General features: G+C 68.3%; 23 protein-coding genes and 1 tRNA gene. 16 read left to right on the top strand and 8 right to left on the bottom strand.

Going from position 1 to position 25,574, the window contains the following annotated elements; translation table 11 throughout:
- The first annotated feature begins 469 nt into the window (after positions 1-469).
- On the top strand, positions 470-928 hold the full coding sequence (locus ACZ3HL_RS17345; protein ID WP_465532003.1) for a hypothetical protein: 459 nt from the start codon (positions 470-472) through the stop codon (positions 926-928).
- A 7-nt stretch (positions 929-935) separates the two neighbouring features.
- On the opposite strand, the gene ACZ3HL_RS17340 is transcribed toward ACZ3HL_RS17345, so the two are convergent.
- Together ACZ3HL_RS17340 and ACZ3HL_RS17335 are read right to left on the bottom strand one after the other, a co-directional pair.
- Entirely contained in the window at positions 936-1,394 is a 459-nt protein-coding gene (locus ACZ3HL_RS17340) for an MFS transporter (RefSeq protein ID WP_465532245.1), read from the bottom strand.
- Positions 1,334-1,963, bottom strand: coding sequence for a DUF6653 family protein (locus ACZ3HL_RS17335; RefSeq protein ID WP_465532001.1), 630 nt, complete (start codon positions 1,961-1,963; stop codon positions 1,334-1,336). Before ACZ3HL_RS17335 ends, ACZ3HL_RS17340 begins: the two co-directional genes overlap by 61 nt.
- A 184-nt stretch (positions 1,964-2,147) precedes the next feature.
- Between ACZ3HL_RS17335 and ACZ3HL_RS17330 the strand changes: the two genes are divergently transcribed.
- From ACZ3HL_RS17330 to ACZ3HL_RS17310, 5 genes are all read left to right on the top strand, one after another.
- Positions 2,148-2,483 carry an HAD-IC family P-type ATPase gene (locus ACZ3HL_RS17330; protein ID WP_465531999.1) on the top strand — a complete coding sequence of 112 codons (336 nt, stop codon included), beginning with the start codon at positions 2,148-2,150 and terminating at the stop codon, positions 2,481-2,483.
- A 657-nt stretch (positions 2,484-3,140) separates the two neighbouring features.
- Positions 3,141-3,419 carry a hypothetical protein gene (locus tag ACZ3HL_RS17325; protein ID WP_465531997.1) on the top strand — a complete coding sequence of 93 codons (279 nt, stop codon included), beginning with the start codon at positions 3,141-3,143 and terminating at the stop codon, positions 3,417-3,419.
- Positions 3,419-4,789 (top strand): WXG100 family type VII secretion target, encoded by a 1,371-nt coding sequence (locus ACZ3HL_RS17320; RefSeq protein ID WP_465531995.1) that lies wholly within the window; start codon positions 3,419-3,421, stop codon positions 4,787-4,789. Before ACZ3HL_RS17325 ends, ACZ3HL_RS17320 begins: the two co-directional genes overlap by 1 nt.
- Positions 4,786-5,073, top strand: a complete 288-nt coding sequence (locus ACZ3HL_RS17315) for a hypothetical protein (RefSeq protein WP_465531993.1) — start codon at positions 4,786-4,788, stop codon at positions 5,071-5,073. Before ACZ3HL_RS17320 ends, ACZ3HL_RS17315 begins: the two co-directional genes overlap by 4 nt.
- Before the next feature lie 61 nt (positions 5,074-5,134).
- Positions 5,135-5,860, top strand: coding sequence for a hypothetical protein (locus tag ACZ3HL_RS17310; protein ID WP_465531991.1), 726 nt, complete (start codon positions 5,135-5,137; stop codon positions 5,858-5,860).
- Positions 5,861-5,931: 71 nt separating this feature from the next.
- On the opposite strand, the gene ACZ3HL_RS17305 is transcribed toward ACZ3HL_RS17310, so the two are convergent.
- A complete protein-coding gene (locus tag ACZ3HL_RS17305; RefSeq protein ID WP_465531989.1) occupies positions 5,932-8,919 on the bottom strand; it encodes an AfsR/SARP family transcriptional regulator in 2,988 nt (995 codons plus the stop codon).
- Positions 8,920-10,170: 1,251 nt separating this feature from the next.
- Positions 10,171-10,243 (bottom strand) — tRNA-Ala (locus ACZ3HL_RS17300).
- Between the two features lie 269 nt (positions 10,244-10,512).
- Here ACZ3HL_RS17300 and ACZ3HL_RS17295 point away from each other — a divergent pair.
- Both ACZ3HL_RS17295 and ACZ3HL_RS17290 read left to right on the top strand, forming a co-directional pair.
- A complete protein-coding gene (locus ACZ3HL_RS17295) occupies positions 10,513-12,666 on the top strand; it encodes an RICIN domain-containing protein (RefSeq protein WP_465531987.1) in 2,154 nt (717 codons plus the stop codon).
- A 102-nt stretch (positions 12,667-12,768) separates the two neighbouring features.
- Complete coding sequence (locus ACZ3HL_RS17290; RefSeq protein WP_465531985.1) at positions 12,769-13,323, top strand: HdeD family acid-resistance protein; 555 nt, start codon at positions 12,769-12,771, stop codon at positions 13,321-13,323.
- On the opposite strand, the gene ACZ3HL_RS17285 is transcribed toward ACZ3HL_RS17290, so the two are convergent.
- Positions 13,310-14,038 carry a hypothetical protein gene (locus ACZ3HL_RS17285; protein ID WP_465531983.1) on the bottom strand — a complete coding sequence of 243 codons (729 nt, stop codon included), beginning with the start codon at positions 14,036-14,038 and terminating at the stop codon, positions 13,310-13,312. The genes ACZ3HL_RS17290 and ACZ3HL_RS17285 overlap by 14 nt on opposite strands.
- Before the next feature lie 25 nt (positions 14,039-14,063).
- On the opposite strand from ACZ3HL_RS17285, the gene ACZ3HL_RS17280 reads away from it, so the two are divergent.
- From ACZ3HL_RS17280 to ACZ3HL_RS17250, 7 genes are all read left to right on the top strand, one after another.
- A complete protein-coding gene (locus ACZ3HL_RS17280) occupies positions 14,064-15,719 on the top strand; it encodes an NAD(P)/FAD-dependent oxidoreductase (RefSeq protein WP_465531981.1) in 1,656 nt (551 codons plus the stop codon).
- Entirely contained in the window at positions 15,716-17,137 is a 1,422-nt protein-coding gene (locus tag ACZ3HL_RS17275; RefSeq protein ID WP_465419607.1) for an ATP-binding protein, read from the top strand. Before ACZ3HL_RS17280 ends, ACZ3HL_RS17275 begins: the two co-directional genes overlap by 4 nt.
- A gap of 139 nt (positions 17,138-17,276) precedes the next feature.
- Positions 17,277-18,365, top strand: coding sequence for a hypothetical protein (locus ACZ3HL_RS17270; protein WP_465419605.1), 1,089 nt, complete (start codon positions 17,277-17,279; stop codon positions 18,363-18,365).
- Positions 18,365-19,519, top strand: coding sequence for a toxic anion resistance protein (locus tag ACZ3HL_RS17265; protein ID WP_465531979.1), 1,155 nt, complete (start codon positions 18,365-18,367; stop codon positions 19,517-19,519). Before ACZ3HL_RS17270 ends, ACZ3HL_RS17265 begins: the two co-directional genes overlap by 1 nt.
- Positions 19,516-21,141, top strand: coding sequence for a substrate-binding domain-containing protein (locus ACZ3HL_RS17260; RefSeq protein WP_465531977.1), 1,626 nt, complete (start codon positions 19,516-19,518; stop codon positions 21,139-21,141). The genes ACZ3HL_RS17265 and ACZ3HL_RS17260 overlap by 4 nt, the downstream gene beginning before the upstream one ends.
- Complete coding sequence (locus ACZ3HL_RS17255; protein ID WP_465531975.1) at positions 21,138-21,734, top strand: hypothetical protein; 597 nt, start codon at positions 21,138-21,140, stop codon at positions 21,732-21,734. The genes ACZ3HL_RS17260 and ACZ3HL_RS17255 overlap by 4 nt, the downstream gene beginning before the upstream one ends.
- A gap of 131 nt (positions 21,735-21,865) precedes the next feature.
- A complete protein-coding gene (locus ACZ3HL_RS17250; RefSeq protein WP_465531973.1) occupies positions 21,866-22,963 on the top strand; it encodes a peptidase inhibitor family I36 protein in 1,098 nt (365 codons plus the stop codon).
- Positions 22,964-22,994: 31 nt separating this feature from the next.
- Here ACZ3HL_RS17250 and ACZ3HL_RS17245 read toward each other — a convergent pair whose 3' ends face one another.
- Positions 22,995-23,789: an LmeA family phospholipid-binding protein gene (locus ACZ3HL_RS17245; protein ID WP_465419594.1), complete on the bottom strand. Its 795-nt coding sequence runs from the start codon at positions 23,787-23,789 to the stop codon at positions 22,995-22,997.
- Positions 23,790-23,834: 45 nt separating this feature from the next.
- The gene (locus ACZ3HL_RS17240; RefSeq protein ID WP_321183947.1) at positions 23,835-24,128 is read right to left on the bottom strand and encodes a hypothetical protein; all 294 of its coding nucleotides are present in this window, start codon (positions 24,126-24,128) and stop codon (positions 23,835-23,837) included.
- Positions 24,129-24,264: 136 nt separating this feature from the next.
- Between ACZ3HL_RS17240 and ACZ3HL_RS17235 the strand changes: the two genes are divergently transcribed.
- On the top strand, positions 24,265-24,969 hold the full coding sequence (locus tag ACZ3HL_RS17235) for a class I SAM-dependent methyltransferase (RefSeq protein WP_465531971.1): 705 nt from the start codon (positions 24,265-24,267) through the stop codon (positions 24,967-24,969).
- 9 nt (positions 24,970-24,978) lie between these two features.
- Here the strand turns inward: ACZ3HL_RS17235 and ACZ3HL_RS17230 are convergent, their stop codons facing one another.
- Positions 24,979-25,569 (bottom strand): maleylpyruvate isomerase mycothiol-dependent enzyme family protein, encoded by a 591-nt coding sequence (locus tag ACZ3HL_RS17230; RefSeq protein WP_465531969.1) that lies wholly within the window; start codon positions 25,567-25,569, stop codon positions 24,979-24,981.
- Between the last annotated feature and the right edge of the window lie 5 nt (positions 25,570-25,574).

The following is a 25,574-nucleotide window of genomic DNA, read 5'->3' as shown; positions in this document are numbered from 1 at the left end:
TACCCCAGGAGGGATCAGACCGGTTTCGTAGTCGATCGTGACGAGCTGAGCCCGGTCCCGAGCGCCGAGTAGTCGAGGGCTGGGGCCTGTCGCCGCGGTCTGCATCGCGCGTTTGGTCACGGCGGGCGAGAGTGATTCGGGTAGGTCGTCGGAGATGGTGGAGCCGGCACGTCGAGGGGGAGGAAGCGCGCCGGCCCCGCGGACGCCTGTCACATCGCGACCAGGATGTCGTCGCGAGACAGTATCTGTTGTGTGGACTTCTGATGTGGATCATTAGCTTCGCCTTCACGACGTTCGAGTGCCCCTGCGCTGTGGATCCGGACGGCGGAGCGAGGCGTGTGCTCCGTCGTGAAGCTCGTCTCGTCTGGCGGTGATCGGCTGAGCGTGGTTCGGCCACCCGGAGCGGGGTCGAGACATGGATGCTTCGGCGACGCCACAGGGTGACGGGAAACCGCAAGGTGATCGTCAGGTGCGCGTGCTGCCCGGGGTCGCGCTGCTCACCGGTACCAGTGGCTACCTGCTGCTCGGTTTCGTCGGCTCAGTCGGCGGAATGCCTGTGCTCATGGCCGGATTCGTGTTCATCGGCGTTGGCACCTTCGGCGCCCTGGGCACCAATCTCGTCGTCGGCTCCGTTCCGCCCGCACGGGCGGGCTCCGCAGCAGCCTTTCCTCCATCAGCGGTGACCTGGGCAACGCGCTCGGGGTGGCCACGCTCGGAAGACTCGGCGCCGCCGTCTACCGAGGCAGGAGCGAGTATGGAGAACGCGGTGGTGATCGCCCAGGGCCTGTCCGCCCAGGCCGCCGACGGCTTGATGGCCGCCGCCGGCGAGGCGTACATCAGTGGGCTCAACGTCATCGGCATCGCCTGCGCCGTCGTCACCGCGGTCATCGCGTTCACCGTGCTGCGCGAGCGCAGGCAAAAGGGGTGAGCCTCCCTCACTCGCCACCGCGCCCCGGGGAAGGGAAGGGGATTCCCGCGTGCGCAGGGACGAGGATCGTCTCCACCTGTACGTCGATCTGGTCCACGTGCCAGGTCCGCCTGAGCGGGGAGGACTCCGGCGGAAGGTCTCCAGTGCCCGGACTTCGGGACCAGCCCGGCCTGCGCCGGGAATTCTCGCCATGGGCGTCGGCACGACCGACCCGGAGAGGACTAGCTGGACGGCTTCCCGTTCGGTCACGGTTCGCTGCGCTTCCGAGTGGCGTCGGTGTTCTCGGGTTGCAGGCCCCGGCGCTGATGATCCACTGGATATCCGCCGGGCCGGCGCCGAGGTCGCGCATCAGCACGGGGATCGCCAGGTTCACCACGGTGTTGTCGATGGTCAGCACCAGCAAGCTCAAGCAGAGCGCGCCGAGGATCCACCAGCGCCGTGGGTGCGAGGTTCCGGGTGTGTGCATGGGTTTCTCCGCGGGAGAAGGTGACCTCGGGACCCTGGCGGGCCCCGAGAACAAGGGAACGTCGGTCTGATTCGGCAGATCAACGCTGGTCGACGGCCGCGCTTTCGTCGTAGACGGCAGCGAACCGGTCGATCTGCCATAGCTGGCTCAGCAGGACGAGGGGTCACCCCGAAGATCGTCGGCCATGCCTCGATGACCACCATGCCGTAGACCAGAAGCCCAGCACCGGCCGCCGCCAGCAGGAGCAACAGGCGCATCGCCGTCTTATGCCTGGCAAGGGCCGTGGACTTGCCCGCGGACCACAGTTTTTCGCCGTAGATACCCTTTTCCGCCCACCTCACCGGGTGGTGGACGGGCTTGAACGCGCGTGGATTGAGCCACATCCACGCGATCCCCGGCGCGATGATCGCCAGGGCCCACCATCCCAGGGTCTCCCGGAAGAAGACCGGCGCGAGGATCGGCACCAGGCCGGCCATCCGGGTCCAGACACTCCACGGATTCGCGTGCCGCTTCCACGCCTCCTGATTCTTCAGTCCGAACGTCGCCGCGACGGCTTCGGTGGTCTTCATGCCAACTCCTCGAGTCTGATGAGGCGGCCGACCCTGTATCCAAAATATGAAAACAGATTCAGAATCTGTTTTCAACAGTTGTCGTAGTGATCGCAGGCACAGGCTGCCGCCACGCTTGAGTGGTCCGGGGCGCCATCTCCCATGGGGGAGCGCTAAGCCGGGACTGTTCCAGTAGAACCGGGCGGTGGACGGGAAACTGATCGGCCTGGTGTCACTGCGCGACAGCGTCCGGCCCGAATCCCGTGAGGTCCTCGACGCGTTGCGTGCGGACGGTGTTCGCCGCATGGTGCTGCTCACCGGGGACAGCCCGGACACGGCCGCCGCGGTGGCCGCGGAGCTGAGGATCGACGAGTTCCGCGCACGCGTGATGCCCGAGGACAAGCAGGACGTCGTCAAGCAACTGCAGGCCGAAGGGTTCGTGGTCGCGGTGGTCGGGGACGGCACCAACGACGCACCGGCGCTTGCGCTCGCCGACATCGGCATCGCGATGGGTGTCTCGGGGACCGACGTGGCCGTGTAGACCGCGGACGTCGCGCTTGCCGCCGACGACCTGCGTGCCCTGCTCGACCTCCGAGACCTCGGGCGGCGCACGATCAGGACGATCCGGCAGAACTACGGGATGTCGATCGCGGTCAACACCGCCGGACTGCTCGTCTCCGCCAGCGGCGCTCGCCCCGGTGGTGGCCGCGATCCTCCACAAAGCCTCCTCCGTCGCCGTCGTCGGCAACAGCTCCCGCCTCATCCGCTACCGCGTCCCCTGAGGCCGGAGCCTGAAGGCTTTCCCGGACTGTCCCCATAGTGGTGTCCTCAGCGGCCGTTGTCGGGCAGAGTGCCGGTCTGGGCGAATTCGAGTCGTTTGGCTACGTATTCGACGAGTGGATGGCTCGGGAATTACTGGCCGTCCCGTTCGAGCGCTAGGTGGATGAGGCGGTTGCACTGCGTCAGTGAGCGCCAGGCCCAGAACGTTCTGGCCTCGCTCGGGCGAAGGACGAAACGCGAGGACCCTGCGAATCAGTTTCCCGGTGCGCACTGCGGACGGCGTCGCCTGGTGTCCGATTGGCGCTTTCATGCGGATGAAAGCCGCGTGAAAGCCGCGTTCCTAGCCTTCCATGGTGGAGGCAGGGGACGAGAGGGGATCCGGGTGGGCTTCGAAGTCGATCCAGCAAAGTTGCTGGAGGTGAGTGACGAGATCGGGAGGATCAACACCGGGCTTCGGTCGGTGAGCGGGCAGGTGGCGCACGCCGTAGTGACCCAGCTGGACTTCGGCGGTGACCGGTACCAGGACTACGGCGCCGTGTACCTCGACGCGAGTGGGGAGCTGGCGGGTCTGGCCGGCCGGCTGGTCCATGAGGTCGACGAGTTTTCCAGCCTGCTGCGGGAATCCGCCGGTGTCTACGACGAGACCGAGGTGGACTTCGCGTCACGGCTCGATGGCCTGCGCGAAGGGGGCGACTGATGGCTTGGTGGGACGAGGCCAAGGCGAGGTACCGGCCGGCGGGTCCGAACGGGCAGGTCAGCCCGAGCGACGAGGAGATCAGGGCGATCCTCGATGACCCCGACGTCTCCGACGAGACGAAGCGGGAGCTCATCGCCGCGTGGAGCTACGACTACGCGACGGGCTACATCTGGGGCGACATCATCACCCAGGAACGGACCGGGTACGACCCGGACAACGTGCCGGACGAGGTCAAGGAGTACGTCGAGGAGTACGACGCCCAGGAGTACGTGGACAACTACGCCGCGAACGCCATCAACAACGGCGCGTTGAGTCAGGCGGTCAACGACGCCGCGACCATCGCGACGTACGCCGAGGAGCACCCCGGGGGCCCCGGTGCGCTGCCCGGGTCCGGCAACCCCGGCGCGGACATGCAGGCCGCGATCGACCAGGCGGAGAACGACCGCAGGTACGCGGACGACCTGGTAGAGCAGCGCGAGGACGCCCGGCAGCTTCAGTCCTACGCGGACAACTTGAGGGCCACCGGCAGCACCGGCGCCGCGAGCTCGGAGGAGATCTTCGACTCCGGCGAGATCGGGCTGGACTTCTTCAAACTGTTCTGGGGGAGGTACTGCCGGTACGCCAGCGGCGGATCCCGGGTGGGCGCCCGTGGTTCGGGCAATGGCGGCGGCACGTCCTTGACCGGTAACCCGTTCGCCGACAAGTGGATCTTCAAGGCCCGGTACAACGAGCAGCGTGAGGTGGTGTTCAAGCGCATCAGTCTCCAGGCCGACCAGTACGCACAGGCCGTCGGCCGTCTCCAGCGTCACGTCGACGAGCTCATCACGGCCCAGGGCGACCTGTTCGCCGATTGGGAGGGGGAGGCCGCGGACACCGCGTCGTCGCGCTACGACGACGCGGTGGGCCGGGCCAGGGCCCTGATGAAGGAGCTGGCCGACGCCGGCAAGGTGCTGATCGAGGTCCGCGGCGCGCTGGAGCAGATGTGCGTGACCAAGGCGCAGACCGTGAACGGCCTGTTCTCGTCGAACATCAACGGGATCGGGCCGGATATCGTCGACCGGCTGATCACGGTCGCCAAGGGCGGGGCGAGCGACGAGGACATCCTTTACGTGGCCTCGCAGTTCGGCATACCGGCCGATCAGGAGTGCCTGAACATCAGCGACGACGTCAAGGCCGAAGTCCGGCAGTCGGCGGCCGAGTGGTGCGACGGCAACCTGGTGCCGGTGGTGGAGACGAGGGTCGAGGCATTCTGGGACGTCTGCGACGCCACCGACGAGGGCTTCGAGGAGATCCTCGGCGTGCTGCGGGAGATGCTCGAACAGGGCGCGCGGGCCGGTTCCGGCGAGCGGCGGGGGGTGATGCCGCGATGATCGAGGAGGAGCGCGTCGAGCGGATGCGCGCGCGGGTCGCGGACCGGATCGACGGCAACCGGCACCGGATCGCGGCCAGGGCCGAGCGGTGCTACGCGGCGGAGAAGGCCGGCGCGGAGAAGACCGCGGCCTTGACGCAACGCTGGCGCAAGCGCGTCGCCGCGATCCGGCGCAGGGCGGAGGACCGCTGCGACGCCTTCGCACCACCGAGTTCACGACGGCCTCGGGAGTTCGATTTCGAGCCGGACTGGGACGAGGATCCGGGCCCTCGGCGGCGCCGGTAGTCCACGCGTGTTCATGTCGCCAGGGTGCGAAGCGGCAGAGATGGATGACTCAAGGAGTTCGATGACTCAGCCCGGCCCTCCGGGGGCATTCACCCGACCTGGGCATCAGCCGTACCTGCAGCAGTACTTTCACCAGCAGGGCGCCGGCTGGGGGCAGCAGCCACCTCTGCCTCCGCGCAAGCGGAAGACCGGCCCACTGATCGTGGTGCTGGCCATCGTGCTGATGGTCGTCGTCGGTGGCGGCGGGGTCTTGCTGTACCTCGGACTGAGCGATTCCGGCAAGGCGTCTCCGGGAGTGGACGCCTCCCAGGACCTGGAGAAGGCGCCGGGCGGGTGCGCGGTGCTCGCCGAGGCCGAGGTGGCGCCGTACATCCCCGGCCGGATGAACTTCAAGCCGCTATCGGGCAGCACCTCGTCGGACAGGTCCGAGCAGGGCCAGTGCAGTTGGAACAACAACGACCACTACATCAAGGACAGGGTCAATGCGGCGTTCGTGATCGTCACCAGCTACGTCTTCCACGCCACCCGCGAGAAGTCGGGAGTGGACGCCGCGAAGGAGCACTTGAAACGCCGGGTGCCGAACGGGACCGAGGTGGGTGTGCAGGGCGCCGAAGACGCCCGGCTGGTCGCCCTTGCGAAGAACGGCAACCAGGCGAAGGTCGCGGTGCGCTACCGCAACGTCGTCTACCTCCTCGACTACCTCAACAAGACCGAGGGCGTTCAGGTCCAGAGCAGGCTGACCGAGCTGGCCGCCGTCGTCGTCGGCAAGGTGGTGCTTAAGGGCTGACCGAGGACTGCGAGATCCCGGTGGGCGGCGAAAGGGCCGGGCCGACGGGCCACCCGCGGTTCATGGTCGACTCAAGCTCGGTGGCCTTGGCCGGGACCATTGGCGCCCAGGCGTTCGAGCTTCGCCCGGATTTCGGCGGCTTGGGGGACGTCGAGGTCGTGGTAGAAGGCGAGTACTCGTAGCCAGTGCCGGCGGGCCTTGTCGTGCTCGCCCAGTTCGGTGTGGACGTCGCCGATGCCGGCGTGGGCGTGCGCCAGTTGCTCGCGGTGGCCGGCCTCGGTAGCGACGGCCAGTGCGTCGCCGTAACAGCGGAGGGCCTCGGCGTGGCGTCCCGCGGACGTGTGGGTGGCGCCGAGCGCGTTGAGTGTCTCGGTGATCAGTTCCGTGTCACCGATGGCACGGGCGAGTGTCGCCGCTTCCTCGTGGTGGCGCAAGGCCTGTTCGCCGTCGCCTCGTCGCCGGTACACCACCCCAAGAACCCTCAGGCAATCCGCTTCCTGGGTGCGGAAACCCGCCGCCCTGGCGAGGCGCAGACAGCGCTGGGCCTGGTCGAAGGCGTCGTCGTCGTGTCCGATGTGGAGATACATCTTGGCCAGGAGATTGACCGCGTTGCATTCGATGTGTTCGTCGTGGTTCTCTTGGCACAGGGCGAAAGTCACATCGAGGTGATGTCTGGCTTCTTCGGGAAGGCCGAGGCTCAGCAGGTTCTGGGAGTGGTTGATCCTGACCGCGCAGTGCAGATACCAGCTTTCGTCCGGGTCGGTCAGTGTGAGTGCTCGCTCGAACCTGCGCCGGGCCTCTTCCAGCTCGCCCTTCTTCCCGTACACACAGCCGAGAAAGCTCAGTGTCGCGGCCTGGAATCCTTCATCCCCGGTGCGTTGGAACGCGACCATTGCCGACTCGAGATGGTCGATCGCTTCGCGGTCCCGGCCCCGGCGGGACATCGTGACACCGAGTGCGCGTCGCGCCTTCGCTTCCGTGCGTTCGTCATTCAGGGCACGGGCGGCGTCGACCGCGCGAGTGTGCAGGGCCACGGCATCGTCGTAGTAGCCGCCGGTGTCGAGGTAACGCCACACGGTCTCCGACAGGTGGATCACGGCTGCCGGTCCGCCTTGCCCGCAGACCTCCAGCAGGTTGGCCCGCTCGGCGTCGAGCCAGCGCCGCGCGTGGTCGTAGGTCGAGAACAGCGGTGCTTCCCCGTGGGGTGCCGGCGTCTTCGGCCTTGGGGCGTAGTCGTCTCGCGCGATGACGTCCATCGCGGCCGAAGCCGTGAACAGGTAGTGGTCGAGCAGCCTGCTCAGCGCGGCTGCGCGTTGGTCGGCGCTGTCGGTGGATTCGGCGAGTTCGGCGGCGTACGCCCGCAGCAGATCGTGGGAACGGTAGCGGCCGTCGGAAGACTGATCGACGAGATGGGCCCGCCGCAGCACGTCCAACGCGCGGCGTGTCTCCCGTGGCCCGATGCCGGCGAGGGCCGCCGCCGCGTGGTCGTCCGTGTCGTGTCCAGGATGCAATCCGAGCAGCCGGAACAGCCTGGCCGCCACCGCGTCCAGTTTCTGGTAGGACCACGAGAACACGGCGCGCACGGCGGTCTGCGGATCGCCGTCGACGTCCAACAGATCGAGCGCGTCCTGCTGGCCGGAAAGCTCGTCGACGAATTCGCCGAGGCCGCGAGCGGGCCGTGATCGGATCAGCTCGGCGGCGATCCGCAAGGCCAAGGGCAGCCGAGCGCACCGTTCCACCAGCGCGCTCGCCGCTTCCGGCTCGGCGTCCACCCGGTCGGTGAGCAGTTCGCGGAGCAGAACGCGGGCGTCCCCGCTCGGCAGCCGATCGAGATCGAGCCGGTGGGCGCCCTCGCGGGCGACGAGGCCGGCCAACGCGTCCCGGCTGGTCGCCATCACGAAACACGACGAGCTACCGGGCAACAGGGGACGCACCTGCTCGACCGTGCGGGCGTTGTCCAGCACGATCAACATCCGGCGCCGCGCGACGAGGGTGCGAAACCGTGCGGCGCGTTCGGCGAGGTCCTGCGGAATCGCCGCGCCGTCCAAGTCCAGCGTGCGCAGGAAGCCCGCCAGCGCGTCTTCCGGTGAGACCGGCTGGTCTGGGCCATATCCACGCAGGTCGACGTACAGCTGGCCGTCGGGGAACCGATCCCGCACCCGGTGCGCCCATCGCACGGCCAGCGCCGTCTTGCCCACTCCGGCGGTTCCGGCGACAGTCGAGACCAGCGCGGGCTCCCCGGTGGCGAGGAGGCCGTCGAGCTCCGCGAGCTCGGCGTCCCTGCCGACAAATCCGCGCACATCCACCGGCAACTGAGCGGGAACACGCACGTGCGGGACCTTCTCGTCCGGCCCCAGTGTCTCTCCCGCGAGCATGCGCTGGTGCAGATCACGCAACTCGGGCCCCGGGTCCACGCCGAGTTCTTCGACGAGCGTGTCCCGTGCCGTGCGATACGCCCGCAACGCTTCCGCCTGCCGTCCAGCGCGGTACAGGGCGGTCATGAGCAGGCCGTGCAGCCGCTCACGAACCGGATACCGGTGCACCAGATCCGTCAGTTCGCCGATGATCGCCGCGTTCAGTCCGCAGGCCAGCTCGGCCTCATAGAGCGTCTCCAGCGCGACCGACCTCAGCTCGCCGAGCCGCTGTGCCCAGTCGGCGAGCAGCGGGACGTCCACGTCCCGGAACGGGTCGCCGTGCCACAGGCCCAACGCCCCGCGCAGGAGGTCGACCGCCCGCTGTGGATCCTCGTCCGCGACGTCTCGCGCCTCCTCGAACAGCGATACGAACCGCTCCGAGTCCAACTCTCCCGGCAGCACCCGCAGCCGGTAGCCCGCCGCGTCGAACGACAGCCGATCCGGCTCCGCGAGCACACCCCGAAGCCGATGAACGTGTAGCTGCAGCCGCTGCCCGTACCGCGGATCCCGCCGTTCGCCCCACAACGCGCCGGTCAGGACGTCCACCGCCACCGGCTGGTTCGCTCGCGCGAGCAGCACCCCGAGCAGGATGCCCTGCAACCGTCCCGCCGGCGCCTCGGCCCGCCCGTCGCGTCGGACCAGCATCGGACCCAACACCTGAAATTCCACCGTGCCCGCCCCTCTGACCGCTCACGGACAACAGTGTGGCGCACGGGCTCCAAGCGCGGTCCCCGCGGAGCCGCGGGACGCTGAGTCATCGCTGTCGCGAAATCGCTGGAGATGCGCGCTCCTCACCGAGATGGCGGGAGCCGTCATGTCGCCGGGGCGGATGAGGGCTGTGTACGGCCGCCGCGAGTTCGGCCGGGTTCCGGTCAGCATGGAGAGTGTGGTGTCGCGGGGAGCAGCCGGCAGAGGAGGTCTGCGGCCGCGGTGGCGCCACCGGCACCCCGGAATGGGTCTCGGATGTGGCGTGCCCTGGTTCGGTAGGCGGGATCGGTGAGGACGGTGTCGAAGGCGGCGCCGATGTGTCGCGCGTTGGCGCGGGAGAAGCGCAGGCGCTCCGCTGCGCCTGCCGTGACCGCCTGGCCTGCCACGATCTGGACGGTAGGTTTGTGTTGGACGCGGCGACGATCCCGCCGGCGGCGAAGGCCCAGGCTAGGCGCGCAACTGAAAAGAGCCGACTCCCAACGCGACGATGAACGCACCTACCGCGATGATCGTGCTCAACGCTTGCCAGCCCAGGGCACTGACTCCCCAAATTCCGGATTTACAGCCATCTCTGCCTTCCTTCCAGCTCTGCAAGATGGCTCGAAAGCTACTTCACCTCAGGCATGCGGCTTTGGATTTCGATCTCCGGCGAACGACCAGAGTTGACACCAGGGTCCTCAAGCGGTGCACTCCTCACGCTATTCATGATTGCCGGACGAAGTCAGCCGTTACAGTTCCAGAGAGCGATACGGCCTGGTCTGGCACTTGAATGTGGGCCAGCGCCGTCTCCGATTGGGCTCCGGTGCCGAAGTAGAGCCGGACACGCCATGACACGGCGCGACACCCGGGCACGGTGCTAGGCCTGCGTTGACCTGCATAGTTGGTCAAAATTCGGCGCTGTGCGACGTTGGTTGACATCGCGGCGGAGGGGACTTGTAATCCGAGGGAATCCGCAGCTCATCGACTGGTGGTCCGCATGCTGTGTCGTTCCCGGCTGGAACTACCGATCGGACTACGTCACTGGAGCAGACGATAGGACTTACTTGGCATCCGTGGGACGTGGTGCTCCAGATTTGCTCCAGCTACTGAACAGTAACTGAAGTTCGTCGCGCCAATTCTCAAAGTGTGACGAAGCGAAAAAACCGCCCTACCTCGGCGGGACTGCCAGGTGGGCGGTATTTCGTGCTGTGGAGCTAAGGGGACTCGAACCCCTGACCCCCTCACTGCCAGTGAGGTGCGCTACCAGCTGCGCCATAGCCCCGGAGCGGCGTTGTTCTCCGCATCTCGTGTGTCCATACATTACACCGCCCGCGATGGCCGTTCACGCGGGGGTCACTCTATGCACCTCTGGCCGCCTCAAATCGCCCTGACCAGCATCTTTGCGACTTATTTTTAGACGTGTATTGACTCTGCGTGTGACCGCCGTTACGTTTTCGACCATCGTGACGCCGAGGTCCCCGCCCGCTACGCCGCGTCTCCACTGGGCTCCGCCTCAGCTCGCCCTGCCCGAATGACGCGGAGGAGGTCCCGATGAGGGCCAGAGCAGCTCTGATAGCACTGTTTTCGCTGGTCGGAGCGTTGATGGTGGTGGCTCCGGCGGCACAGGCCGCCATCGTTCCCGACACCTGGTACACGGTGTCGACCACCGGCGGGAAGTGCGTGGACGCGCGGGCCGCCGGAACGGCGAACGGCACGGTCGTCCAGCAGTACGCCTGCAACCAGACCTATTCCCAGCAGTGGCAGTTCCAGCCCACCTCGGGCGGCTACTACCGGGTCAACACCCGCAACAACCCGGCCCAGGTGTGGGACGTCGCCGAGGTGTCGACGGCCGACGGCGGGCTGATCCACCTGTGGGCCTACGGCGGCGGGAACAACCAGCAGTGGCAGCCGGTCGAGGAATCGGGTGGGGCGTATCACTTCGTGAGCCGCAACAGTGGCAAGTGCCTGGACATCCCCGGTCTTTCGACCCAGGACAGCACGCAGCTCCAGCAGTACGCCTGCAACGGCACGGGCGCCCAGTCCTTCCGGCTCACCCCGGTCTCCGGCACCGCGAACCCCGACCTCGGGCCGAACGTGCTGGTCTTCGACCCCGGCATGTCGCAGTCGGCGATCCAGTCCCAGGTGAACGGCGTGTTCTCGCAGCAGGAGACCAGTCAGTTCGGTTCGAATCGCAAGGCGTTGCTGTTCAAGCCGGGTTCGTACGACGTCGACGTCAATGTCGGGTTCTACACGCAGGTGCTCGGGCTCGGCCTTTCCCCGGACAACGTGACGATCAACGGCGCGGTGCACGCGGAGGCCGACTGGTTCCAGGGCAACGCGACACAGAACTTCTGGCGTGGCGCGGAAAACCTGTCCGTCAACCCCAGCGGCGGCACCGACCGATGGGCCGTTTCGCAGGCCGCGCCGTATCGCCGCATGCATGTCCGCGGCAACCTGCAGCTCGACGACGGCGGCTGGTCCAGCGGCGGGTGGATGTCCGACGTGAAGGTCGACGGCCAGGTGCGGTCCGGTTCGCAGCAGCAGTGGATCTCGCGCAACTCGCAGTTCGGGAGCTGGAGCGGCTCCAACTGGAACATGGTGTTCGCGGGCGTCGACGGCGCGCCGCCGACCAGTTTCCCGAATCCGCCGTACACCACGGTGAACACGACGCCGGTCGTGCGGGAGAAGCCGTTCCTCTACGTCGACGGCGCGGGCGCGTACCAGGTTTTCGTGCCTGCCAAGCGCACCAACGCCTCCGGCGTCACGTGGGGCGCCGGCCAGCCGGGATCGTCGTTGCCGATCAGCCGGTTCTTCATCGCGAAGCCCGGAACGACGGCGTCGCAGCTCAACGCGGCCCTCGCCGAGGGCAAAGACCTCCTGATCACGCCCGGCGTCTACCACCTCAACGAGACGCTGCGCGTCACCCGGCCGGACACCGTCGTGCTCGGCCTCGGCCTGGCGACGCTGATCCCGGACAACGGCATCACCGCGATGACGGTGGCGGACGTCGACGGCGTCAAGATCGCCGGCGTGCTGATCGACGCGGGCACGACCAACTCGAACACGCTGATGGAGGTCGGCCCGGCGAACTCCGCCCAGGACCACGCGGCCAACCCGACCTCGCTGCACGACGTCTTCTTCCGCGTCGGCGGGGCGGGCGTCGGCAAGGCCACGAACAGCCTGGTGGTCAACAGCGACGACGTCATCGGCGACCATCTGTGGATCTGGCGTGCCGACCACGGCAACGGCGTCGGGTGGAGCACCAACACCGCCGACACCGGCCTGATCGTCAACGGTGACGACATCACGATGTACGGCCTGTTCGTCGAGCATTACCAGAAGTACCAGACGATCTGGAACGGCGAACGCGGCAGGACGTACTTCTACCAGAACGAGATGCCTTACGACCCACCGAATCAGGCCTCCTGGATGAACGGCTCGACGCGGGGCTACGCGGCCTACAAGGTGGCGAACTCGGTGACGAACCACGAGGCCTACGGGCTCGGCAGTTACTGCTTCTTCAACGTGAATCCGAGTGTGGTGGCGGATCGCGCGATCGAAGTGCCGAACAACCCGAACGTCCGGTTCCGCAGCATGGTCGCCGTCTCCCTCGGCGGGAACGGGACCATCGCCCGGGTGATCAACGACCGTGGCGGGCCTGCCAACTCGGGATCGAATGTGGCCAATCTCGTCGCCTATCCCTGATGACCCCGGTGCGCGCCGCGATGGCGGTCGCGGCGCGCACCGGCCTCACCCCAACGGGTGGCGTGCCGCGCGCGGACGCACAGTCGCTCCGATACTCGGGCCATGCCTCTCGCCGGTCTCACCGTCGTCGAACCCCGTCTGGCCTGGCCGCTCGCCGCCCTGCGCGGGGTTTTCGCCATCCTGTTCGGCATTCTCGCGTTGATCTGGCCGGGAACGACCGTCCTGGTGCTCGCGATCCTTTACGGCATCTACGCCATCTTCGACGGCATCGGCGGCATCATGCAGGCCTTCCGGCCGGGTGACGCCGCCCATCGCGCCGCGTACGGAGTGCTCGGCGCGTTCGGGATCATCGCCGGTGTCCTGGTCCTGATCTGGCCGGGGATCACGGTGCTCGTGCTGGCGCTGCTGGTCGGCTTCTGGGCGATCTTCACCGGCATCGTCGAGATCGTCGCCGCGATCCGGCTGCGCAAGCAGATCGAAGGGGAGGCGTTCCTCATCGCGGCGGGCGCGCTGTCCCTGATCGCGGGCATCGTGATCGTGGTCAACCCGATCGCCGGCGCGTTCGGGATCGCCCTGCTGGTCGGGATCTACGCCCTGCTGTACGGCGTGATGCTGCTCGTGCTGGCCTTCCGCCTGCGGAAGCTCACCCAAGCCTGAAAGCCCGCCGGAGATGGACCCGCGCTCCGGAGCGGCGCAGGTTCGACAGGCTCGGCGAACCTTCCACCGCGGTCGCGACGGCGAACCGGTGGCCGTCGCGAGCGGCCGCGGCCAGGCCGTGGAGGAGCAGCCGAGCCTGCGCACCCTTGCCGCGGTACGCTCGTGGAGTGGCCGAGCCGCCGAGGAGGACGCCGGGCCCATGCGAACTCAGGGCCGCTGCGGAGATCGGCACCCCGCCCTCGACCAGCAACGATCGCCGGATTCGCGGGTCAGCGTGCTCGGCGGCCATGAACGCCGTCACGACGTCGTCGGCTTCGTAGCCTTCGAGCAGGACGCGGAGGAAGACGTCGACGTCGGGCGAGTCGTCGATGTCGGCGTCCGTGAGCGCGAGGCCGGCGAGCGGAAGAGTCGCGATCGGACGGACACCGGCGGGCACGAGACCGGTGCCGCGGGGGAGCAAGCCCTCCGGGAGCACCAGCGTCGGCGGGTCGCCGTCCCAGCACGACGCCCCGGCCAGCCGGACAGCTCGCGGCAGGTTCTCCTCGGTGACCCCGGAGATCGTGCGCAGGAATCGCAGGTCCGGCGCCGTGGCCAGGACCGCCAGCAGGCCGTCTTCACGCCATGCCGCGAAACGGCCGGGAAGCCCCGCCGCGGTGGCCGCCTCGCAAGCGACGGCGGTACGGGCGTGGATCACTTCTTCGGCTTCGGTCAGCATGCCCGTAACGTAATAGGCTGATCCGGTGAGCCAGCCGATCCTGTTGACCGTCGACGACGATCCCGCCGTATCCCGCTCGGTCGCCCGCGACCTGCGCCGAAGGTACGGAAAGGACTACCGGATCATCCGGGCCGATTCCGGTGCCGACGCCCTCGACGCGTTGCGCGAGATCAAGCTGCGCGGCGACGCCGTGGCCGCGATCCTCGCCGACTACCGGATGCCGCAGATGGACGGCATCGTCTTCCTCGAGAAGGCGATGGACCTGTTCCCGAACGCCCGTCGCGCGCTGCTGACCGCCTACGCCGACACCGACGCCGCGATCCAGGCGATCAACGTCGTCGACGTCGACCACTACCTCCTCAAGCCGTGGGACCCGCCGGAGGAGAAGCTCTACCCGGTCGTCGACGCGCTCGTGGAGACCTGGCGCACGGTGGGGGAGCGGCCGGTCGACGAGATCAAGCTCATCGGCCACCGGTACTCCTCGCCCTCGTTCCACCTGCGCGACTTCCTGGCCCGCAACGCCGTGCCGTACCGCTGGTACTCCGTCGACGACGACGAGGGCCGCCGGATCCTCGAGGCGGCGGACGCGGCGCCGCAGGACATCCCGGTGCTGGTCACCCCGGACGGCACGGTGCTGCGCCAGCCGTCCGGGCCGGAGCTCGCCGACGCCGTCGGCCTGTCCACACGCCCGGCGCAGGAGTTCTACGACCTGATCGTGATCGGCGGCGGGCCCGCCGGGCTCGGGGCGGCCGTGTACGGCGCGTCGGAGGGGCTGCGCACCGTCATCGTCGAGCGCAAGGCGACCGGCGGGCAGGCGGGCACCAGCTCCCGCATCGAGAACTACCTCGGCTTCCCGGACGGCGTTTCCGGCGCCCAGCTCACCGACCGCGCGCGGCGCCAGGCGCTCAAGTTCGGCGCCGAGGTACTCACCGCCCGTGACGTCGTGGGCCTGGAGGCCCGCGGCTCGGCGCGGGTGGTCATGTTCGGCGACGGGACCGAGATCTCGGCGCATTCCGTGGTGCTGGCCAGCGGCGTCACCTACCGGGCGCTGGAGGCTCCCGGTGTCGCCGAGCTCGCCGGCCGGGGCGTGTACTACGGCTCGGCCGCGACGGAAGCGCCCGAGTGCAAGGGCGAGCACGTCTACATCGTCGGCGGCGCGAACTCCGCGGGCCAGGCGGCGGTGTTCTTCTCCAAGCACGCCGCCGACGTCACCATCCTCGTCCGCGGCCAGTCGCTCGAAGCGTCGATGTCGCACTACCTGATCGAGCAGATCGCCGGGATACCGAACATCCACGTCCGCACCCGCACCACGGTGGTCGAGGCGCACGGCGACGATCACCTCGAACGGCTGACCCTGTGCGAGAACGGCGGCGCCACCGAGAGCGTGCCCACCGGTCACCTCTTCATCTTCATCGGCGCCGCCCCGCGCACCGACTGGCTCGGCAATGAAATCCAGCGCGACGACCACGGTTTCGTGCGCACCGGGCCCGATCTGCTCACCGACGGCGGCCCGCCACCGGGCTGGCCGCTGGACCGCGACCCGCACTACCTGGAGTCGTCCATCCCGGGCGTTTTCGTGGCGGGCGACGTCCGGGCCGCGTCGGTGAAGCGTGTCGCGTCGGCCGTCGGCGAAGGCGCCATGGCGGTCACCCTGGTCCACCGGTACTTGGAGGAGCAATGAGCGTTCTGCCCAGGGAGGAACTGCGCGGGCTCTTCCTCTTCGAGCACCTCAGCGAGGAGCAGCTCGACTGGATCGACGAGCACGCGGTGCTGGAGCAGTACACCGGCGGCACCACGGTCATGCGCGAGGGTGAACCGGCCACCTGCTTCTATCTCCTGCTGTCGGGCGCGCTGCGGATGACGCGGCTCGTCGGCGGCACCGAGGTCGAGACGATCCGGTCCGATCAGCGCGGCGCCTATTGCGGCGCGACGCAGTTCTTCGTGCATCAGGAGACCGAACACACCTACGGCGCTTCGGTGCACGCGGTCAGCGACCTCACCTTCCTGACCCTGCCCGCGGCCGAGTTCGCCACCGAGTTCCGCCGCTGGTTCCCGATGGCGACGCATCTGCTGGAGGGCATGTACCTCGGCTGGCGCAACAGCGACACCGTGATCGGTTCGCGGCGCCGCCTGCTGGCGCTCGGCGAGCTTTCCGCCGGGTTGACCCACGAACTCAACAATCCGGCGGCCGCCGCCGTCCGCGCGACCGCGTCGCTGCGGGAGCGGGTCGCCGGGATGCGGCACAAGCTCGCGATGCTGGCGAAGAAGAACGTCGACCCGACGCTGCTGGAGCAGTTGCTCGACATCCAGGAGCAGCTGGTCAAACAGGTCGCCTCGGCCCCGAAGCTGACCGCGATGCAGCAGGCCGACCGCGAGGACGAGATCGGCGACTGGTTCGACGGCCACGGTATCGACCAGGGCTGGGATCTCGCCGACATCTACGTCCGCGCGGGCCTGACGGTGCCGGATCTCGACCGGCTACTCGACTCGGTCGGCGAGACCTTCCTCGACGGTGCCGTGCGCTGGCTCGCGTACGCGCTCGAGACCGAGATGCTGATGGGCGAGATCGAGGATTCGACCACCCGGATCTCGGTGCTGGTCGGCAAGGCCAAGCAGTACTCGCAGATGGACCGCGCGCCGCACCAGTGGATCGACGTCCACGAAGGACTCGACTCCACCCTCGTCATGCTGGCGGGCAAGATCGCGCCGGGGATCCGCGTCGTGAAGGAGTACGACGAAGCGATCCCCAGGATCCCGGCGTACGCGGGCGAGCTGAACCAGGTGTGGACGAACGTCATCGACAACGCGCTCGGCGCCATGGGCGGCGAGGGCACGCTGACCCTGCGGACGTCCAGGGTGAACGATCACGTGCACGTCGAGATCGGCGATACCGGGCCCGGTATCCCGGCGGAGATCCGGCAGCGGATCTTCGAGCCCTTCTTCACCACCAAACCGGTGGGGCAGGGGACCGGCCTCGGTCTGGACATCTCCTGGCGCATCGTCGTCGAACGGCATCAGGGCGACCTCCGGGTCGACTCGGCCCCCGGTGACACCCGGTTCACCGTGTGCCTGCCGGTCTCGGAGCAGTCCGTGATCTGATTTTCCTTCTACCCCAACGTTTCGCCAGAAACTGACGACTTCTTCCGTTCATCGATCGTTCACTGCGAAATGGCTCGCCCGCGCGTCAAAAGAGTCGAACGGGCTGAAAGATCGAGCCCGTGAACGAGGGGGTGCGCGGGTGAAACGCCGTCTGTCGATCGGCCTGGCCGTGGTGCTGCTGCTGGCCGTGGCCGCGGTGATCGTCTGGGGCCGGGACGGTGACGAGAACACCGCGCAGGGCACGGATCTGACCGCCGTGCGCGGGGTCATCGGTTCGGAGAAGCTCGCCTTCTTCTCCGACAAGAGGGTGGCGGACGCGTTCGCCAAGCACGGCCTGAAGGTCGAGGCCGACACCGCCGGTTCGCGGCAGATCGCGAGTATGGACCTCGGGAAGTACGAGTTCGCGTTCCCGTCCTCGTCGCCTGCCGCGCAGCGGATCCAGCGCGATCACAAGGTGACCGGCGTGCACACGCCGTTCCAGTCGCCGATGGCGGTCGCGACCTTCGAGCCGATCGTGAACCTCCTGAGCGCCAACGGGATCGTGCGCAAGGGCGCCGGCGAGTACCAGGTGCTCGACATCGCGAAGTACCTCGAACTCGCGCGCAACGGCACGCGCTGGGACCAGCTTCCCGGCAACACCGCGTTCCCCGCCCGCAAGAACGTGCTGGTCACGACCACGGACCCGCGTGAATCGAATTCGGCGGCGATGTACCTGTCGATCGTTTCCTTCGTCGCCAACGGCAACAACGTGGTCAGCACGCCGGAGGCCGAGGCGAAGGTGCTGCCCGCGGTGTCGAAGCTGTTCATCGACCAGGGCTACACGCAGAACAGCACCGAAGGCCCGTTCGAGGACTACCTCGCCGCGGGTATGGGCAAGACACCGATGGCGCTGATCTACGAGTCGCAGTTCGTCGACAGGCTGGTCCGCGCCGACGGTTCGATCCGGCCGGACATGCGCCTGCTCTACACGGCGCCGACGGTGTACTCGAAGCACACGCTGGTCCCGTTGAAACCGAATGGCGACCAGGTGGGCAGGCTGCTGGCGACCGATCCGGAGCTGGGGAAACTCGCCGCCACCTTCGGTTTCCGTACCGGTGACCCGCGGTTGTTCGCCGACGTCGTCGCCGCGGCCAAGGCGCCGGTGCCCGCGGATCTGGTGGACGCCGTCGAGCCGCCGTCGTTCGAAACGCTGGAGCGGCTGCTCGACGCCGTGAAGAAGCAGTACTGATGGACGATTTCACGCTCACTCCACCCGATCCGGTGGAGGCGATCCCGGCCGAGCGGGCCGCCGGCCTGGTCACTCTCGCGCCGGAGGTCCACGCCGAAGTCGCGAAGCGCGCGGAAGAATTCGCCCGGCGCCTCGAAGCGCTCGACGTCCGATCGCCGGACTTCACGCGCGTCCTGGACGAACTGCTCGCGGTCGGCGAGTCCGACATGCGCGCGGCGGCGACCGTCGCGGGTGCGCTGCTGGACCGGTCGACGCGGGCGCTCGCGGAAATCGGGTCACCGCAACAGCAGGCGACGGTCAGCCTGGCCGGTCTCCGGCGGACCGTGGCGGAGATCGACCCGGCGAAACTGCCGATCACCGGCCGCAAACTGATGGGGCTGATCCCGGTCGCGGGCAGCGCGAAGAAGGCGCTGGACCGCTATCGCGCGGCCAACGAGCCGGTGAACGCGCTGGTACTGGAGTTGCGTGCGCGGCAGGACGTCCTGCGGCGGGACAACACCGCGCTCAAGGGTGAACGAGAGCGTCTGTGGGCGACGCTCGGCAAGCTATCGGAAGCGGCCGCGTTCGCCGAAGCCGTCGACACGGCCGTCGAACGCCAGGCCGGGATCTTCGACTTCACCGACCCCGCGCGGGCCAAGTCGCTGCGGGCCGACGCGCTGCATCCGATCCGGAGACGGCATCAGGATCTGCTGACCCAGCTCGCGGTGAGCGCGCAGGGCTATCTGGCGCTGGACCTGGTGCGGCGCAACAACGACGAGCTGATCCGCGGGATCGAGCGGGCGGTGTCGACCACGGTCGCGGCGCTGCGGGTCGCGCTGCTGGTGAGCGGGGCGCTCGCCGGTCAGCGCGACGTCCTCGACGAGGTGCGGGCCGTGCAGGCCACCACCGACGGGCTGATCAGGGCCAACGCGGAAGTGCTGGAACTGCGCGGCGCCGAGATCCAGCGCGCGGGCAGTGATCCCGCGGTGGCGGTGGAGACGATCCGCGAGTCGTTCGAGCGGATCTACCGGAGCATCGACGCGATCGACGAGTTCAAGGCGGGGGCCGTCTCGACGATGGCGGCGACCGTGGAGGCGCTGTCGGGGGAGATCCGGCGGGCCGAAGACCATCTGCGCCGGTCTCACGAGACGGCGACGGCCGAGGGGGCATCGTGAAACGCTGGGCGGTCTTGGCGGTCGGCGCGGTTTGCGCACTGTCACTGGTTTCGTGCGATTCGAGCGAAGGCGGGACGCAGAACCTGGGGGAGGCCGAAGCGGGCACGTTGCGGGTGCTCGCGGGCAGCGAATTGGCCGACTTGCAGCCGTTGCTGGAACAGGAGGCGGCTGCGACCGGGGTCAAGGTGAAGTTCCAGTTCACCGGCACACTGGAAGGCACCGAGTCGCTGGCGAACGGCAAGGTGGACGGTCAGTACGACGCCGTCTGGTTCTCGTCGAACCGCTATCCGGCGGCGGTTCCGGAGGCCGCGAAACGGCTCGGCGAGCAGGTGAAGATCATGAGCTCGCCGGTGGTGCTCGGCCTGTCCGCGTCGTCGGCGCAGCGGCTCGGCTGGACCGGCAGGCCGGTGGGCTGGGGTGAGATCGCCGAGCAGGCAGGGAAGAAGGCCTTCACCTACGGCATGACCGATCCGTCGGCGTCGAACTCCGGTTTCTCGGCACTGGTCGGGGTGGCGTCGGCGCTCGCGGGGGCGGGCAACGCGATCGACGCGCGGCAGATCGCTTCCGTCACCCCGAAACTGACCGAATTCTTCAGCGCGCAGGCGATGTCCGCGGGCTCGTCCGGCTGGCTTTCCGAGGCCTACCAACGAAGGGCGACCGGCGTGGATCCCGGCAAGAAGGTCGACGGCCTGATCAACTACGAGTCCGTCCTGCTGTCGATGAACGCGAGCGGGAAGCTCCCCGAGCCGCTGACGCTGGTGTACCCGTCCGACGGCGTCGTCACCGCGGACTACCCGCTGACGTTGGTGCAGAGCGCGAATTCCGATGCGCGGGACGCGCACCGCAAGCTCGCCGAGCGGCTGCGGACGCCGGACACCCAGCGCAAGATCATGGAGACCACGCAGCGCCGCCCGGTCGTGCCGGGTGTCCAGCTCGGACGGCAGTTCGCCCAGAAGGACCTCGTCGAGCTGCCGTTCCCCGCGACGCAGCAGGCGGTCGACGCGTTGCTGGGCGCCTACTTCGACAAGATCCGGCGGCCGTCGCGGACGCTGTACGTGCTCGACACCTCCGGTTCCATGGCGGGCGACCGGATCGAGTCGCTCCGCACCGCACTGATCGGGCTGACCGGCGCCGACGGTTCGCTGACCGGCCGGTACCGCCGGTTCCGCAGCCGCGAAGAGGTCACGATGCTGCCGTTCGACACCGTGCCCGGCAGCCCGGAGACGTTCACCGTGCCGGAAGGCGACCCGCAACCCGCGCTGGACAAGATCAAGCGGTTCGCCGAGGGCCTCGACGCGAACGGCGGTACGGCGATCTACGACAGCCTTCAACGCGCGTACGACATCATGGGTCCTTTGGTCGCGCGTGACCCGGATCGGTTCACCTCGATCGTGCTGATGACCGACGGGCAGAACGCGAACGGTGCGAAGTTCTCGGATTTCCAGCTGAGGTTCCCGTCGTTGCCGGAAGCGATGCGGCAGATCCCGGTGTTCACCGTGATCTTCGGCGAAGGCGACTCCGCCGAACTCGGCGAGGTCGCGAAACGCACCGGCGGCAACGTATTCGACGCGCGAGGCGACGTGCTGCCCAAGGTGTTCCAGGAAATCCGCGGGTACCAGTGATCGGGTACCTCGGCTCCACGAAGAACCTCGCCGGCTGCGTCGGCGGGCTGATCGGGCTGGCGCTCTACCTGACCGGCGTCGTCGGCGGACTGTGGCCGCTGGTCGTCGCGGGGTTGTACGCGGTGTTCGCCCTGCTCGCGCCACCTGAGCGGGTCCGGCTGGTCTCAGTGGACGCCGTCGCCGAGGCGGGGCAGCTGCGCGGGGATCTCGACTCGTTGGTGGACAAGGTGACCGCGCGGGCGCAGCGGATGCCGGAGTCCTCTGTGGACGGTGTGCGGCGGATCGCGGAGGTGCTCGACGACCTGCTCTCGCGGCCGGAGCGGTGGGCGGCCAACCCGGACGTCCAACACGCCGTCACCCGGCTGGCGCGAACCGATCTGCCGCTTTCGGTGGAGACCTACCTGAATCTGCCGTGGTGGTTCGCCGCCAAACGCCGGGCCGGTGGTGAGCCGAGCGCGTCCGAGGAACTCCTCGCGCAGCTGGAGCTGCTGGAAACCGAAGCGCACCGCCTAGCGGAACGTTTCTATGCCGGCGACGTCCACCAGCAGGCCGACCACACGCGATATCTGCGCGAGCGCGGCGAAACGACCTGACCGTCCCGGTCAGTGGTAAGCGAAAAACAGTCTACCTGCCGTTCCGCATAGGCAAACCCGTTTCCCCGTGGTGGACTTGTGAAGCCGATCCGGTCATGGTCGGTATTCCGTCTTCCTCAGGGAGTTCAGACGTGCACAAGTACAGACTCGGGACGGCCTTCCTGGCCGCGGTGGTGATGTGTCTCGCCGGCGGCGTCCCGGCGAACGCCGGACAGCGCGACGAACACTGCGTCGCCGACACGGCCACCGGAGTGTTCCGCTGTTTCGACAGTGCCGGAGAGTCCCTCGCCGCGGCGTCGCGGGGCGAGGTCGGCGCGTCCGCGATGGTGATCAGCGTGCTCTACGAACACGCGAACTTCGGCGGCGCGAGCCTTGCCGTCACCGGATCGCCGTGTGTCGAGGGGACCAATCAGAACCTGGGCTTTCTCGGTGACTGGAACGACAAGGTCTCCTCGTTCAAGACCTTCGGCAACTGCTACATCACGATGTACGAGCACGCCGACTACCAGGGTGCCAGCCAGGAGTGGTACGCCAACGACAGCGCCAACTACGGGTCGAACATGAACGACCGCGGCAGCTCCGTCGTGTACTCGCGCGGGCCGTCCCGCGTCGAACTGCTCAGGGACTGCGGGCACGCCACCAAGACCTGCAACGCCCACGTCGACCAGCGTGGTCAGGACTTCTACGGCAACTGGAGCCGGGTGGACACGGTCTACAACTGCAGCGCCAACAAGATCACCCAGGTGATCGGGAAACGCGACACCCGCAGCGGGAAGAACACGGTGTCGAACGAGCTCAGCGTGAGCGCGGGCTTCGAGTTCCTCGTCCAGTGGACGGTCGCCTACAAGCGCACGTGGGGCCAGGAATGGGGCTGGGAGACCAGCGAGAACGTCGAGACCCGGATCGAGGTGAATCCGGGCTATTGGGCGGGTCTGGACCGCTCTCCGGTGATGCGCGTGGGCTTCGGCTCGTACGACATGTGGTACGACAAGCGCCGATGGGGCCACCACCAGTGGTACGTCTGGAACTTCAGCGGTGAAGGCCCGGCGCCCGGTGTGGTCGGCCAGACCAGGACGGTCGGCAAGAAGATGACGTCGGACGAGAAGAAGAAGGTGTGCGGGAAGTCGGCCGGTCTCGTGCGGTCGCCCGCCGTTCCGCAGGCGGAAAGCGCTTCCTCGAAGCCTGTCGCGCCCGCGGTGCGCGTCGCGCAGGGACCGCTGCACAGCTAGCCCGGTGATACGGCTCGGCGGCCGCGGGCGATCAGCGGCCGCCGAGTCCCGGCAGGGTCAGCGTGGCCACCGCCGTCGTCACCCAGCTCAGCAGGTCACCGAGCGGGATGGTGGACAGCTTCTCGGGCCATTCCTCCGCCAGTGCGTGCAGGACGAGGTGACCGTCGTGTGCCTCGACCGCGGTGAGCCGGATCCCTTGCGGGAGTTCGGGCAGCGGCAGGACGATCGGTTTGAGGCGGGACGGCGGGCCGAACCGGCGGCGTCCGATGTGGACGGCCATCGGCCGGAGGACGACGGCGTCGTCCTCCACAGTGGACTCAAGGGCGAGATGCCCCCAGCGGGGCCGCTTTTCCCAGCGGACGTGGAAATGCCCGTCGTCGCCGGGGGTCACGATGATGCCCGGCCGGACCTCGGCGACGCGCGCCTGGAGGACTTCCGGTGACACCCGGATCGCCATCTTCACCTGCTCGGGAATGGCGGCCGGGGACGGGAGCGAGCGGAGCCGGACGTTCGACGCCAGCACGGTGATGCGTTCGAGCGGAGTCTCCGGCCAGTCGACGTCCTCGACGACGATGCGGACGTCGCCGACCTTGCCGGTCGCGGCCAGGCTGAGGCTGTCGGCCTGGTAGTCGAGCCCCGTCAGGGTGAGCCCGACGTCGTGCCCGTCCACCTTGGCCGTCAGCCGCCGCCCGACCAGCTGTTCGGTGACGGTCTTCAGGATCGCGGCCGGGGTCACGGGCACGTTGGGCAGCAGCGCCCGCCCGGCGGCGGCCAGGCCGAACAGCTCGGGAAGCGGGTTCAGGTCGAACCATCTGCCGTCGCTCATCCGTCCAGTGTCGCCGAACGGGACGCCGATCGCCGCCGCAGGGGGTCAGCGGGCCGCGAAACGGGCGATCACACCCGCCAGGATCACCCAGAACGCCGCGGCCAGACCGTAGTCGAGGATGACCGCGAGATTCGGGTCACTCACCGGGAAGAGCCCCGGCCAGAACAACGCCAGCGGTTTGGCCAGTGCCTGGATGAAGATGAAGAATCCGTTGCCCGCGTTGGCTCCCGCGAGCACCATCACCATGTACAGCAACTCGATGAAAGCGAACAGCGCGCCGATGCCGGTGATGACCCGTACGGCGGTGTTGCTCCTGCTGGTGGTTCGCCATCTGGACATACCGGAAAAGTTCCCGGGTTCCGACCTGGCAAACGCTTCAGCGGGCAAGTTGCGCCGATCGGCCGTACCTCGCCCACTGCTTGGAGGCGGCTGGTGACGGAACGCCGCTTTGGTGATATCGATTATCATTGCCAGTATGACACTTGGGGACTGGAACGACAGCTGGGAGCGCCTCATGGCGAAGTACCAGCCAGGACGGGAGCGGGCGATCGAGCGGATGATCGACCTGGTCGCGTCGCGCTGTGCTGGTGCGGCGCCGCGGGTGCTGGACGTGGGTGGCGGCACGGGCACGCTCTGTTCCCGTCTGCTCGAGCGCCTTCCCAGGGCGGAGGTCACGCTGGTCGATCTGGATCCGGTGATGCTGACGATCGCCGGTGCGTCCCTGCCGTCGTCGGTGGAGGTGGTCCGGGCCGACCTGCGTGACCCGGATTGGGTCGCGCGGCTGCCGGATGGCCGCTACGACGCCGTTCTGGCGGTGATGGCGTTGCATTACCTGCCGCCCGGCCGGCTGACCGAGCTGTACGCCGAACTCGCCGGGCTCGTGCGGGCGGGCGGATTCGTGGCCAATATGGACGACATGCCGGACGCCGACGCGGTGGTGTCCGCGAGTGACGACGGTGGAACTCCCTGGAGTGCTTGGTGGGAGCGGGCCGCGGCGGATCCGGTACTCGGCCCCGCGGTGACGGAACGGGCCCGGCTGTTCGGCGATTCGTCTTCGGCCGAATGGCATCCGCCTGCCGCTTGGCATCTGCGTGCCTTGGGGGCCGGCCCGGTCGAGGAGCCCGTTGTGGCCTGGCGGGACGGGGTTCAGGCCGCCGTGGTGGCTTTCAGGCCTCGCTGAAGCGTTCGGTCACTCGTCGAGCGGTGCGCCGCGCCATTGCCAGCCGGCTCGCGACGGACGGCCCGGTAACTCCGTCCGGTCCGTCGCCCACAGCAACGCCGTCCATGGATCGACGCCGGCGGTGTCGATCTCCGGGAACATCCGCGCGAGGACCCGTGAGCAGACGTCGCGCGGTGGGTCGAGGGTGACGTCGAGTCCGCGGGCCATGTCCTCGCCGTGGACCAGGACCTCGACGCAGCCCATTCCGGCGAATCCTTCGAGGTCGGCGCGGCCGCTCGGGTGATACGCGCGGACGTCCGGGGCCACCGTGCGGAGGATGGCGCTCAGGAATCCGCCGCCCACCGTGACGAACTCCAGCATCTCCGACGGAGTCGCGGCCCGGTCGGCGACGGCTTCGAAGCAGACGAACCGAGGTGTCGGCGGCCGCGCGATCAGCAGGCCGGCGTAGGAGATGAGGCAATCGCCGAGATGCTCGGCGGTTCGCCAGGCGTTCAGTTCGCCGGTGCCCGGTGCCGCCGACCAGTCACGGCCCGACGCCTCGCGCAGGCTGTCCGTCACGCTCGCGATCGCCGCGTCGAGGTCGCCGGGGGTGACTGTCATCGTGG

The organism is Amycolatopsis sp. NPDC000009 (assembly GCF_055563465.1).
The sequence above is the reverse complement of the archived record's forward strand: the minus strand, read 5'-3'. Positions and strand labels throughout refer to the sequence as shown.